Source organism: Phytohalomonas tamaricis, from assembly GCF_003012345.1.
Taxonomy (GTDB): domain Bacteria; phylum Pseudomonadota; class Gammaproteobacteria; order Pseudomonadales; family Halomonadaceae; genus Phytohalomonas; species Phytohalomonas tamaricis.
In genome coordinates this window covers 31,649-43,381 of record NZ_PVRV01000013.1, presented here as the reverse complement: position 1 = coordinate 43,381, position 11,733 = coordinate 31,649, and the positions used below count along the sequence as shown (strand labels likewise).

Annotated in this window: 24 protein-coding genes; all 24 read right to left on the bottom strand. The window is 52.9% G+C overall.

Features of this window, described 5'->3' with window-relative positions:
• Window positions 1–37: 37 nt before the first annotated feature.
• The 24 genes from C3Z11_RS00425 to rpsS all read right to left on the bottom strand — a co-directional run bounded on the left by C3Z11_RS00425 (window position 38) and on the right by rpsS (window position 11,713).
• Entirely contained in the window at window positions 38–817 is a 780-nt protein-coding gene (locus C3Z11_RS00425; protein WP_106475561.1) for an EAL domain-containing protein, read from the bottom strand.
• 110 nt (window positions 818–927) lie between these two features.
• Window positions 928–1,314: a 50S ribosomal protein L17 gene (gene rplQ, locus C3Z11_RS00420; RefSeq protein WP_106475560.1), complete on the bottom strand. Its 387-nt coding sequence runs from the start codon at window positions 1,312–1,314 to the stop codon at window positions 928–930.
• A gap of 40 nt (window positions 1,315–1,354) precedes the next feature.
• Window positions 1,355–2,353, bottom strand: coding sequence for a DNA-directed RNA polymerase subunit alpha (locus C3Z11_RS00415; RefSeq protein ID WP_106475559.1), 999 nt, complete (start codon window positions 2,351–2,353; stop codon window positions 1,355–1,357).
• A 49-nt stretch (window positions 2,354–2,402) separates the two neighbouring features.
• Entirely contained in the window at window positions 2,403–3,023 is a 621-nt protein-coding gene (rpsD, locus tag C3Z11_RS00410) for a 30S ribosomal protein S4 (RefSeq protein ID WP_106475558.1), read from the bottom strand.
• Window positions 3,024–3,035: 12 nt separating this feature from the next.
• Window positions 3,036–3,422, bottom strand: coding sequence for a 30S ribosomal protein S11 (rpsK, locus tag C3Z11_RS00405; protein ID WP_011505752.1), 387 nt, complete (start codon window positions 3,420–3,422; stop codon window positions 3,036–3,038).
• A 34-nt stretch (window positions 3,423–3,456) separates the two neighbouring features.
• Window positions 3,457–3,813, bottom strand: a complete 357-nt coding sequence (rpsM, locus tag C3Z11_RS00400; protein ID WP_106475557.1) for a 30S ribosomal protein S13 — start codon at window positions 3,811–3,813, stop codon at window positions 3,457–3,459.
• A 122-nt stretch (window positions 3,814–3,935) separates the two neighbouring features.
• Window positions 3,936–4,049: a 50S ribosomal protein L36 gene (gene rpmJ / locus C3Z11_RS00395; protein WP_077373351.1), complete on the bottom strand. Its 114-nt coding sequence runs from the start codon at window positions 4,047–4,049 to the stop codon at window positions 3,936–3,938.
• Between the two features lie 28 nt (window positions 4,050–4,077).
• Window positions 4,078–5,412 (bottom strand): preprotein translocase subunit SecY, encoded by a 1,335-nt coding sequence (gene secY / locus C3Z11_RS00390; protein WP_106475556.1) that lies wholly within the window; start codon window positions 5,410–5,412, stop codon window positions 4,078–4,080.
• Complete coding sequence (rplO, locus tag C3Z11_RS00385) at window positions 5,412–5,846, bottom strand: 50S ribosomal protein L15 (protein ID WP_106475555.1); 435 nt, start codon at window positions 5,844–5,846, stop codon at window positions 5,412–5,414. Before rplO ends, secY begins: the two co-directional genes overlap by 1 nt.
• 3 nt (window positions 5,847–5,849) lie before the next feature.
• Window positions 5,850–6,032, bottom strand: a complete 183-nt coding sequence (gene rpmD / locus C3Z11_RS00380) for a 50S ribosomal protein L30 (RefSeq protein WP_106475554.1) — start codon at window positions 6,030–6,032, stop codon at window positions 5,850–5,852.
• Between the two features lie 5 nt (window positions 6,033–6,037).
• Window positions 6,038–6,541, bottom strand: coding sequence for a 30S ribosomal protein S5 (gene rpsE / locus C3Z11_RS00375; protein WP_106475553.1), 504 nt, complete (start codon window positions 6,539–6,541; stop codon window positions 6,038–6,040).
• A gap of 11 nt (window positions 6,542–6,552) precedes the next feature.
• Window positions 6,553–6,903 (bottom strand): 50S ribosomal protein L18, encoded by a 351-nt coding sequence (gene rplR / locus C3Z11_RS00370; protein ID WP_106475552.1) that lies wholly within the window; start codon window positions 6,901–6,903, stop codon window positions 6,553–6,555.
• A gap of 9 nt (window positions 6,904–6,912) precedes the next feature.
• On the bottom strand, window positions 6,913–7,443 hold the full coding sequence (gene rplF / locus C3Z11_RS00365; RefSeq protein WP_106475551.1) for a 50S ribosomal protein L6: 531 nt from the start codon (window positions 7,441–7,443) through the stop codon (window positions 6,913–6,915).
• Window positions 7,444–7,452: 9 nt separating this feature from the next.
• Complete coding sequence (rpsH, locus tag C3Z11_RS00360; RefSeq protein WP_106475550.1) at window positions 7,453–7,845, bottom strand: 30S ribosomal protein S8; 393 nt, start codon at window positions 7,843–7,845, stop codon at window positions 7,453–7,455.
• Between the two features lie 24 nt (window positions 7,846–7,869).
• On the bottom strand, window positions 7,870–8,175 hold the full coding sequence (gene rpsN, locus C3Z11_RS00355) for a 30S ribosomal protein S14 (RefSeq protein ID WP_106475549.1): 306 nt from the start codon (window positions 8,173–8,175) through the stop codon (window positions 7,870–7,872).
• A gap of 10 nt (window positions 8,176–8,185) precedes the next feature.
• Window positions 8,186–8,725 carry a 50S ribosomal protein L5 gene (gene rplE, locus C3Z11_RS00350; protein ID WP_106475548.1) on the bottom strand — a complete coding sequence of 180 codons (540 nt, stop codon included), beginning with the start codon at window positions 8,723–8,725 and terminating at the stop codon, window positions 8,186–8,188.
• An 18-nt stretch (window positions 8,726–8,743) separates the two neighbouring features.
• Window positions 8,744–9,061, bottom strand: coding sequence for a 50S ribosomal protein L24 (gene rplX / locus C3Z11_RS00345; protein ID WP_106475547.1), 318 nt, complete (start codon window positions 9,059–9,061; stop codon window positions 8,744–8,746).
• 14 nt (window positions 9,062–9,075) lie between these two features.
• Window positions 9,076–9,447, bottom strand: a complete 372-nt coding sequence (gene rplN, locus C3Z11_RS00340) for a 50S ribosomal protein L14 (protein WP_106475546.1) — start codon at window positions 9,445–9,447, stop codon at window positions 9,076–9,078.
• 44 nt (window positions 9,448–9,491) lie between these two features.
• On the bottom strand, window positions 9,492–9,752 hold the full coding sequence (rpsQ, locus tag C3Z11_RS00335) for a 30S ribosomal protein S17 (RefSeq protein WP_106475545.1): 261 nt from the start codon (window positions 9,750–9,752) through the stop codon (window positions 9,492–9,494).
• Window position 9,753: 1 nt separating this feature from the next.
• A complete protein-coding gene (gene rpmC, locus C3Z11_RS00330; RefSeq protein ID WP_106475544.1) occupies window positions 9,754–9,945 on the bottom strand; it encodes a 50S ribosomal protein L29 in 192 nt (63 codons plus the stop codon).
• Complete coding sequence (rplP, locus tag C3Z11_RS00325) at window positions 9,945–10,358, bottom strand: 50S ribosomal protein L16 (protein WP_106475543.1); 414 nt, start codon at window positions 10,356–10,358, stop codon at window positions 9,945–9,947. Before rplP ends, rpmC begins: the two co-directional genes overlap by 1 nt.
• A gap of 14 nt (window positions 10,359–10,372) precedes the next feature.
• Window positions 10,373–11,074, bottom strand: coding sequence for a 30S ribosomal protein S3 (gene rpsC, locus C3Z11_RS00320; RefSeq protein ID WP_106475542.1), 702 nt, complete (start codon window positions 11,072–11,074; stop codon window positions 10,373–10,375).
• An 11-nt stretch (window positions 11,075–11,085) separates the two neighbouring features.
• A complete protein-coding gene (gene rplV / locus C3Z11_RS00315; protein WP_106475541.1) occupies window positions 11,086–11,421 on the bottom strand; it encodes a 50S ribosomal protein L22 in 336 nt (111 codons plus the stop codon).
• A 16-nt stretch (window positions 11,422–11,437) separates the two neighbouring features.
• Window positions 11,438–11,713, bottom strand: coding sequence for a 30S ribosomal protein S19 (gene rpsS, locus C3Z11_RS00310; RefSeq protein WP_027349299.1), 276 nt, complete (start codon window positions 11,711–11,713; stop codon window positions 11,438–11,440).
• Between the last annotated feature and the right edge of the window lie 20 nt (window positions 11,714–11,733).

Genomic DNA, 11,733 nt, shown 5'->3' with positions numbered 1-11,733 from the left:
ATACAGGCTCCTCCAGCAGGAGCCTTTTTAGTGTGCGTCAAGCATTCTTATTAGCCATGAAACTGAACCAATTATCATCACAAGGAACCAATGCCTCTATAGCAGGCCTTGCGTAATAGAATCCTTGGTGAAGATAGATTCCTCGTTCATATAGCCATTGAGCTTCTTCTTGAGTTTCAACGCCTTCAGCAATCAGATTCATATCCAATCGATCAGCCAAGGCAATGGTAGTCTCGATTAATATTTGCCGACGCACATCATGGACAACGTCATGCACAAGATCACGGTCAAGCTTGAGATACTGCGGTGTCAAATCAATAAGCATATCAAGATTGGAATAGCCGGAACCGAAATCATCAAGCGCAACGAAAAAGCCCATTTCTCTATACGCGTCAACGATTCGGCGCAGATGTTGACGATCACGCACTTGCTCAACTTCTGTAATTTCAAAGATCAAACGTTCAGTTGGCCATCCCAGCTCCTTTGCTAACTTCAAAGTCGCGTGGATACATGAACGTGGCTCATAAACTGCATTTGGCAAGAAATTGATCGAGAGGCTCGTTGTCATACCCAATTTTTCAGCCAAGTCTAGCGCTTTGATACGACAAGCCTGATCGAAACGATAGAGAAGATCAGCTGTCACTTGCGAAATAATCGAGTGAGCCGATTCCCCATTCACGCCTCTAACAAGAGCTTCATATGCATGAAGAGTCCTAGTATTGAGGTTGACGATCGGCTGAAATGCCATGGTGAACTCAAACGGCAGTTCACCTTCACAGTTCGAGCAAAATCCATCTACGAACCTACATTTCTTCATAGTGAGCACCTGTAAGTTTTTTATAGTTGCGCGCTACAGTACCCCAATCTGTAAATAAAAAAGCCGACCTTGAAGGCCGGCTTTCGTTGTAGATCAGACGAGTTTTAATTTTACTCGTCCCCGCTCGCTTCAGCAGCAACAGGACGATCTACCAATTCGACATACGCCATAGGCGCATTATCGCCCGGACGGAAGCCGCACTTGAGAACACGTACATAACCGCCAGGACGGTTGGTGTAGCGTGGGCCCAGCTCATTAAAGAGCTTACCTACCGCAGCCTTGGAGCGCGTACGGTTGAACGCCAGACGACGATTAGCGACGCTGTCGTTCTTGGCCAGGGTGATCAGCGGCTCGATATGACGACGCAGTTCCTTGGCCTTAGGTAAAGTGGTTTTGATCATTTCATGCTCGACCAAAGACACGCACATATTCTTGAACATGGCATGGCGATGCGAGCTCGTACGACTTAGGTGACGACCACTCTTACGATGACGCATGGTTGTGATTCCTTACCAATCTTGAACTCGAGTCACCCGTTCAGGCGGAGGCCTTGTCGTCTTTCAGGCTCGCCGGCGGCCAGCTTTCAAGCCGCATGCCGAGCGACAGGCCACGTGCCTCAAGAACATCCTTGATTTCGTTCAAGGACTTCTTGCCAAGATTCGGCGTCTTCAACAGCTCCACTTCCGTGCGCTGGATAAGATCCCCGATATAATAAATATTCTCGGCTTTGAGACAGTTAGCACTGCGGACGGTTAACTCGAGATCGTCTACGGGACGCAGCAGAATAGGATCAATCTGATCCTCTTCCTCTTCGACTTCCTGCTCTTTATCAGCTTCCAGATCGACGAAGGCGGCAAGCTGCTCCTGTAGAATGGTAGCGGAGCGGCGAATCGCCTCTTCAGGATCCAGGGTACCGTCAGTTTCCAGATCGATAACTAGCTTGTCGAGGTCGGTACGCTGCTCGACACGAGCGGCTTCAACCGAATAAGACACACGGCGAACCGGGCTATAAGTCGCATCCAACTGTAGACGACCAATAGCACGGGATTCATCGTCGGCTTGAGCGCGGGCATCTGCCGGCTCGTAACCACGGCCACGCATAACACGCAGCTGCATCTTCAACTCGACGCCATCGTTCAAGTGAGCAATGACATGATCGGGATTGACAATTTCAATATCATGATCGCCAGCAATATCGCCAGCCGTCATTACACCTGGACCCTGCTTGTTCAGCGTCAGTACAGCATCGTCGCGACCATGCATTTTGATGGCCACGTCCTTGAGATTCAGAAGAATTTCAATTACATCTTCCTGAACCCCTTCAATGGCGCTGTACTCATGAAGAACGCCTTCGATCTCGGCTTCCACCACGGCACAGCCGGGCATGGAAGACAAAAGGATGCGACGCAGAGCATTCCCCAGGGTATGGCCGAAACCGCGCTCGAACGGCTCAAGCACGATCTTCGCGTGGTGCGCGTTGATCTCTTCGACCTTGATGTCGCGAGGACGGAGAAACTCTGTCACTGAACGCTGCATAAGAACACCTTTCAGGCTGCCAAACAAATACTCGAAGTCACGTATGGGATTACTTGGAGTACAGCTCGACGATCAGGTTTTCGTTGATGTCGGCAGACAGATCGCCGCGTTCAGGCAAAGCCTTGAAAGTGCCTTCCATCTTCTTGGAGTCGACATCGACCCAGGCCACGTCGCCACGATTGGCAGACAGCTCCAACGCATGTTGAATACGGGACTGGTTCTTGGCCTTTTCACGAACGGTAATCACATCACCTGCCTTGACCTTGTAGGAAGGCACGTTGACAGTGCGACCATTCACGGCGATCGCCTTGTGGCTGACCAGCTGTCGTGATTCATCACGGGTAGAGCCAAAGCCCATGCGATAAACCACGTTATCCAGCCGGGTTTCCAGTAGCTGGAGCAGTACTTCACCGGTCGCCCCTTTCAGGCGAGCAGCTTCCTTGTAATAATTGCGGAATTGCTTTTCAAGCACACCATACATACGACGTACTTTCTGCTTTTCACGCAACTGCATGCCGTAGTCTGAAAGACGTTGACGGCGCTGGCCATGTTGGCCGGGGGGCTGTTCAGATTTGCACTTCTTCTCGAATGCTGTAACACCACTCTTTAGAAAGAGATCGGTGCCTTCGCGACGAGACAGTTTGCACTTCGGTCCAGTATAACGTGCCATAAGTCCGTCTCCTTAAACGCGGCGTTTCTTCGGCGGGCGGCACCCGTTATGAGGAACGGGAGTCGCGTCGGTAATGCTTTGCACGCGGAAACCGGCGGCATTCAATGCACGCACGGCGGACTCACGGCCGGGCCCCGGGCCCTTGACCAGCACGTCGACGTTTTTCACACCATACTCGGCTGCAGCAGTTGCTGCACGTTCGCTTGCCACTTGGGCTGCGAACGGGGTGCTCTTACGAGAACCACGAAAACCCGAACCACCGGCAGTGGCCCATGAAAGGGCATTGCCCTGGCGGTCTGTGATCGTCACGATCGTATTGTTAAAAGAGGCATGAATGTGGGCAACCGCATCCACAACCTGCTTTTTAACCTTTTTCCGGTTACTGCGCGGGTTAGCCATGTTGATGTTTCCTGTCTAAACGCCAGAACGTGCGTTATTTGCGAATCGGTTTACGCGGTCCCTTACGGGTACGCGCATTGGTCTTAGTACGCTGACCACGCAGCGGAAGACCACGACGATGGCGCAGACCACGATAGACACCCAAGTCCATGAGACGCTTAATATTAAGCGTGATCTCACGGCGAAGGTCGCCCTCTACGGTATATTTGCCAACTTCGGCACGCACTTCATCAAGTTGCTCGGCAGTAAAATCGCCGATCTTGAGATTCGGTGCGATACCGACTGCAGCACAAATTTGCTGTGCGCGAGTACGGCCAATCCCGTAGATATAGGTCAGCGAGATCGCCGCATGCTTGTTGTCCGGGATATTGACGCCTGCAATACGGGCCATCAGCTTACTCCGAATATTGAGCGGCTTGCTCGGTTAATCATCTACAAAAGGCGCAACAGCATACCCCTTCACCCCCAAAAGGGCAAGAGGTATGCGACACCCAACCTAATACAGTGCCAAGTTTAACCTTGGCGCTGCTTATGACGTGGCTCAGTGCAGATAACACGTACCGCGCCACGGCGCCGAATAATTTTGCAATTACGGCAGATTTTCTTAACTGAAGCTCGAACTTTCATGGTTCACTCCAAATAGCTCATAGGCATATCAGCGCATGATGCCGCCGCTACCATACCCTTTGAGGTTGGACTTCTTCATCACTGACTCATATTGATGAGACATCAGATGCGACTGCACCTGCGCCATGAAGTCCATGATGACTACCACGACGATCAGCAATGACGTTCCGCCGAAATAAAACGGCACCTGCCATGCCACCATCAGGAACTGCGGCATCAAGGAGACCAGCGTGATGTAGAGAGCACCAAACAAGGTCAGCCGAGTCATTACTTTATCAATGTAACGAGACGTCTGTTCACCCGGGCGTATGCCCGGTAGGAAAGCACCCGATTTCTTTAAATTATCGGCGACGTCTTTAGGATTAAAGACCAGTGCCGTATAAAAAAAGCAGAAGAATACTACGGCTATTGCGAAAAGCAAGATATAGAGCGGTTGCCCTGGCCCAAGTGCCTGAGACATTGTCTGAAGCCACTGCATCCCCTCACCCTGACCAAACCACTGGCCAATCGAAGCAGGAAAAAGCAGGATGCTCGAAGCGAAGATCGGCGGAATGACGCCCGCCATATTGACCTTCATCGGTAAGTAACTGCTCTGACCAGCATACATCTTGTTTCCTACCTGACGCCGCGGGTAATTTACCGTAATGCGGCGCTGGCCGCGCTCGATAAAGACCACGAAAGCGACTGTCGCAATTGCTAGTACAGCTAATGCCAAAATCGGAAGAACATTCCATGCGCCATCATTTCTTGCCAGCTCAAAAGCCTGGCCTACCGCACTGGGCAAACCGGCAACAATACCGGAAAAAATGATTAACGATATGCCATTACCAATGCCCTTCTCCGTGATCTGTTCACCCAACCACATCAAGAAGACAGCACCAGCAACAAGCGTCGCAACGGCGGTAAAATAGAAGCTGAAGCTAGCGCTATAGGCCACTCCGTTTCCGACCAGTCCCACTGCCATGCCGATCGATTGGATCAGGGCCAGCACCACTGTGGCGTAGCGCGTGTACTGACTGATCTTACGGCGGCCGGCCTCACCTTCCTTTTTCAGCTGCTCCAGTTGAGGTGAGACCACGGTCAGGAGCTGCATGATTATCGACGCAGAAATATAAGGCATTATACCCAACGCGAAGATACTCATGCGCTCCAGCGCACCACCCGAAAACATGTTAAACAGGCTCAGGATGGTGCCCTGGTTCTCTCTGAAGAGGGCAGCGAGCTGGTCAGGATTAATACCGGGCACCGGAATATGGGCACCGATACGGTACACCACGATCGCGATGAATACGAAACGCAGGCGAGCCCAAAGTTCACTCAAGCCACTCTGCATATTTGCCGGTACATTTCCTGACTTAGCCATTAGTCCTCTACCTTACCGCCAGCGGCTTCAATGGCGCCTCGCGCACCTTTGGTGACTTTGAGACCACGCACCGTAACCGCTTTACTCAGCTCACCAGACAGAATGATTTTCGCAAATTGCGTATCATCCCTAAGTACATTGGCTTTCTTTAATGTCTCAAGAGTGACAGCTTCGCCATCAACCTTGGCCAGCTCAGAGAGGCGAACCTCTTCAGAAACCAGTGACTTCATTGAGGTAAAACCAAATTTCGGCAGACGACGCTGCAAAGGCATCTGACCACCTTCGAAACCTGGCTTGACCGTGCCACCACTACGAGACTTCTGGCCTTTGTGACCACGGCCACCGGTCTTACCCAGACCGGAGCCAATGCCACGACCCACGCGCTTTTCAGCGTGCTTGGAACCCGGTGCCGGGCTCAGGCTATTAAGTTTCATGGATTACTCTCCCTCAACGCGCACAAGGTAATTTACCTTGTGGATCATACCGCGGACGGCAGGGGTATCTTCCAGTTCGACAGTATGACCGATACGACGAAGGCCAAGACCACGAATAGTAGCCTTATGCTTTTCCATCGTACCGATAGTGCTACGGATCTGGGTAATCTTAAGCTTGGCTGACATGATGTTTACCCCGTAATCGCTTCAACGGAGAGGCCACGCTTGGCCGCGACGTCTTCAGGCGAGCGCATAGATGCCAAACCTTTGACGGTAGCACGCACAACGTTAACCGGATTGGTCGAGCCATAGCACTTGGCCAGAACGTCATGAACACCGGCCAACTCAAGCACTGAGCGCATCGCACCACCGGCGATGATCCCAGTACCTTCGGATGCAGGCTGCATATAAACCTTGGAAGCACCATGATTGGCGCGTACCGGGTACTGCAGCGTATTACCCTTGAGTTCGACCTTGATCATGTTGCGATGTGCTTGGTCCATAGCCTTCTGGATCGCAACAGGCACTTCACGCGCCTTGCCACGACCGAAGCCTATACGACCCTTGCCATCGCCAACAACGGTCAAAGCGGTGAAGCCGAAGATTCGACCACCTTTGACCACTTTGGCGACACGGTTGATCTGCACAAGTTTTTCTTGCAGTTCACCGCTGCCTTTCTGTTCGTTATTCGCCATCGTAAAACCCTTTAGAATTGCAGGCCGCCTTCACGCGCGGCGTCAGCGAGGGCCTTGACGCGACCGTGGTACTTGTACCCGGAACGGTCGAAGGCAACTTCAGTGATACCCGCTTCTTTCGCGCGCTCGGCCAAAAGCGAGCCGACCTTGGCGGCGGCTTCCGCATTACCAGTCGCTGCTTCACGCAGCGACTTGTCTAAAGTGGATGCGCTAACCAGCACACGTCCACCATCGGCGGAAATAATTTGGGCATACATGTGACGCGGTGTGCGGTTGACACACAAACGATCGACACCCAACTCGCGGATTTTGGCACGCGTGCGGCGGGCACGACGGAGACGAGATTCTTTCTTCGCGTTCATAACCCTGCCTTACTTCTTCTTGGCTTCTTTACGGCGAACCTGTTCGTCGCTGTACCGGATACCCTTGCCCTTATAGGGCTCGGGCGGACGGAAAGCACGAATTTCTGCCGCCACCTGGCCGAGACGCTGCTTGTCCGCGCTTTTCAGCACGATCGTAGTATTACGCGGTGTTTCCGCGGTAACACCCTGAGGCAACGTGTAATCGACCGGATGAGAAAAGCCGAGCGTTAGATTGATGGACTGGCCGCTAGCCTGGGCACGATAACCTACACCGTTGATCTCAAGAGTTTTGGTAAACCCTTCAGAAACGCCCACAACCATATTGTTGACCAATGCACGAGTAGTACCAGCCATCGCCCAATCCTTAGCTTCTTCACTAGGCTTGAACGTCAGCGTTCCTTCTTCCTGCCCAACAATAACGTCTTGATGCACGTCCAGCTCAAGCTGACCCTGACCACCTTTAACGGTCAGCTTATCACCTTCGATCTTGACTTCGACGCCATTTGGCAGTTTAACCGGATATTTTGCGATCCTAGACATTTCTCACTCCTAGAATACGGTGCAGATGACTTCACCGCCGACGCCGGCTTGACGCGCCGCGCGATCAGTCATCACGCCTTTAGAGGTGGAAACGATCGCTACGCCCAAGCCGTCTGCGACCGTAGGCAACTCACCTTTGCCCTTATAGATACGCAGTGACGGCTTAGAAACGCGCTGCAGGTGCTCGATGACCGGCTTACCTTCAAAATACTTCAGAGTTACAGAAAGCTGCGGTTTCTCACTTTCTTCCACCGCATACTCTGCAATATAACCCTCTTCTTTCAACACGCGAGCCACCTCAATCTTGAGTTTGGAAGACGGCATGGAAACCGTTTCCTTAGTGGCTAACTGCGCATTACGGATACGTGTCAGCATATCCGATAGAGTGTCTTGCATGCTCATTTGTTGCGCTCCTGATTAACGTGGTTACCAGCTGGACTTGGTCAGGCCGGGAACGTCACCACGCATAGCGGCTTCACGCAGCATGTTACGGGCAAGCCCGAACTTGTTGTAGAAGCCATGCGGACGGCCCGTAATACGGCAGCGATTACGCTGGCGTACAGGGCTCGAGTCACGCGGCAGCTTCTGTAACTGCAGCTGCGCATCGAAGCGCTCTTCGTCAGAAGCGTTCACATTGTTAATGATGGCTTTGAGCTCAGCGCGACGACCGGCGTACTTCTGCACCAGTTGGGTACGCTTGAGCTCACGCTCCATCATGCTTTTCTTTGCCATGATCTCACCCTTATTTCTTGAACGGGAAGTTCAGCGCACTCAACAGTGCACGACCTTCATCGTCGGTGTTGGCGCTGGTGGTTATCGTGATATCCAGGCCCCGAATGCGATCGATTTTATCATATTCGATCTCCGGGAAAATGATCTGCTCACGAACCCCCATGGAGTAATTGCCACGACCGTCAAAGGACTTCGGGTTGAGACCACGGAAGTCACGAACACGTGGAATCGCAATATTGACCAGACGGTCAAGGAAGTCCCACATGCGTTCGCTACGCAGAGTGACCTTGATGCCAATCGGCCAGCCTTCGCGGACCTTGAAGCCCGCAACTGACTTGCGTGCTTTGGTCACGATCGGCTTCTGACCGGAAAGCTTCTCCAGATCACCAGCGGCGTTGTCGATCAGCTTCTTGTCACTGGTCGCTTCGCCAATACCCATGTTCAGCGTCACTTTCGTGATCTTGGGCACCTGCATCACGTTGGCGTAGCCGAATTGCTCCTTGAGCTGGGCCATCACCTCATTTCTATACTGTTCTTTCAAGTTCGCCATGTTGCCACCCGAGTCGCGTTAGGCGTCGATCTGCTTTTGCGTCGACTTAAAGATACGGACTTTGGTACCGTCATCTTGCACCTGAAAGCCGACCCGATCCGCCTTGCCGGTCTCCTGGTTGAAGATCGCCACGTTGGATTCGTGGATCGGAGCCTCACGCTCGACGATACCCCCCTGGTTGCCCAGCATCGGGTTGGGCTTGGTGTGACGCTTAATCATGTTCACACCAGCGACGACAAACCGGCCGTCCTTGAGTACCCGCTTGACGGTACCGCGCTTGCCCTTGTCCTTGCCGGCGATGACGATCACTTCGTCGTCACGTTTAATCTTACGCATATTCGCCTCGCTCCTTACAGCACTTCAGGCGCCAAGGAAATGATCTTCATGAACTTCTCAGTACGAAGCTCACGAGTTACCGGTCCGAAAATACGGGTGCCGATCGGCTGTTCGTTGGTGTTGTTCAACAAAACGGCCGCATTTCCATCGAAGCGGATGAGTGAACCATCGGGACGGCGAACACCACTTCTGGTGCGCACAACTACAGCTTTCAACACCTGGCCTTTCTTGACACGGCCACGCGGAATAGCTTCTTTCACCGTCACCTTAATGATGTCGCCCACGCGCGCGTAACGGCGGTGAGAGCCGCCCAGCACTTTAATGCACTGGACCCGGCGCGCGCCGCTGTTGTCGGCGACATCCAGCATTGTCTGAGTCTGAATCATCGGTTTTCTCCAAACCTACACTGACTGCACTGCGCTTGCCGGGCTTAGCCCTTCGCCTGCTCGATCACTTCAACCAGTGACCAGGCTTTTTTCTTGGAGATAGGACGGGACTCTTCAATAGAGACCGTATCGCCAAGTTTCGCCTGGTTGGCTTCATCATGAGCGTGCAGTTTGGTGGAGCGCTTTACGTATTTGCCGTAGATGGGATGGCGCTCACTGCGCTCAATCATCACGACGATGGATTTTTCCATCTTGTCGCTCACCACCTTTCCGGTGAGCCTACGTGCTTTCTTTTCTTCGGCCATATCAGTTACCTGACTTCTCGTTGAGCACAGTCTTCACACGAGCGATATCGCGGCGCACCTGTTTTAGCAGATGACTCTGGTTCAACTGACCAGTTGCCTTCTGCATGCGCAGATTGAACTGCTCACGAAGAAGCTCAAAGAGCTGCTCCTGAAGCGATCCGACTGACTTATCACGGAGTTCCTGGGCTTTCATCACATCACCGTCCGTTTCACAAAGATGGTGGCAATAGGCATCTTCTGAGCAGCTAGCGAGAATGCTTCACGCGCCAACTCTTCAGATACACCTTCGATTTCGTAGAGCACTTTACCCGGCTGAATCTGGGCAACCCAATACTCAACGGAACCTTTACCTTTACCCATACGAACTTCGAGCGGCTTCTCGGAAATTGGCTTATCCGGGAAAACTCGAATCCAGATCTTCCCACCGCGCTTTACGTGACGAGTAATCGCACGACGGCCGGCTTCAATCTGGCGTGCGGTGATACGACCACGACCAGTGGCCTTGAGACCGAATTCACCGAAGCTCACGCTACTACCGCGATGCGCGAGACCGCGGTTGCGGCCCTTTTGCTGCTTACGGAATTTGGTACGCTTGGGCTGTAACATCGACGACTACCCCCTTACTTGGAACCTTTCTTCTTAGGTGCGGACGCAGGCTGAGGCTGTTTCTGCTTGGCCCGGACCTCTTCGATGCCCCCAAGAATTTCACCCTTGAAGACCCAGACCTTGACGCCGATGACGCCATAGGTTGTATGGGCTTCATAGGTCGCGTAGTCGATATCAGCACGCAGGGTGTGCAACGGCACACGACCTTCGCGATACCATTCTGTACGGGCAATTTCAGCACCACCGAGACGTCCGGACAGTTGCACCTTGATACCCTTGGCGCCGAGACGCATAGCGTTCTGCACAGAGCGTTTCATGGCACGACGGAACATCACACGGCGTTCAAGCTGGCCAGCAATATTCTGCGCAACCAGTTGAGCGTCAAGTTCCGGCTTGCGAACTTCCTCGATATTGACATGCACCGGCACACCCATCATCTGAGTGAGATCACGACGCAGACGATCGACGTCTTCACCTTTCTTACCAATCACGATACCCGGACGGGCAGTATGAATAGTAATACGGGCATTGTTAGCCGGACGCTCAATCTGAACATGGCTAAGTGATGCATTCTTCAAACGCTCTTGCAGGAAGCGACGCACCTGAAGATCGTTGTTCAACTTGTCAGCGTAATCGCGGCCCTCAGCGTACCAGACCGATGTATGGTCCTTGACGATCCCGAGGCGAATACCTGTTGGATGTACTTTCTGACCCATCTGGTCGACTCCTACTTCTCGGCTACCTTGACGGTGATGTGGCAAGTGCGCTTCAGGATGCGATCCGCACGGCCTTTGGCACGCGGCTGGATACGCTTCAGCGTCATACCCTCATCGACACAGATGGTCGAGACGCGTAGCTCGTCGATGTCCATGCCGTTGTTTTCTTCCGCATTAGCAATAGCGGACTGAAGCACTTTCTTGACCAGCTTGGCAGCCTTTTTCGGGCTGAATGTCAGCAGGTCTAGAGCTTCGGCGACCGGCTTGCCCCGCACCTGATCAGCCACCAAACGGGCCTTCTGGGCGGACAGGCGAGCGCCGCGCAATTTTGCAGCTACTTCTTCCATTTTATAGTCCTCTCCCTTACCGCTTGGCTTTCTTGTCTGCCGCGTGGCCGCGGTAGGTGCGGGTGGCAGCGAACTCGCCTAGCTTGTGACCGACCATCTCTTCTGAGACGTAGACCGGAACATGCTGGCGACCGTTATGGACGGCGATGGTGAGTCCTACCATGTTCGGCAGGATCATTGAACGACGCGACCAAGTCTTGATCGGTTTGCGATCGTTCTTTTCCACAGCCGCCTCAACCTTCTTCAAAAGATGAAGGTCAATAAAAGGACCTTTCTTAAGTGAACGTGGCACAGCCGTTACCCCTTAACTTG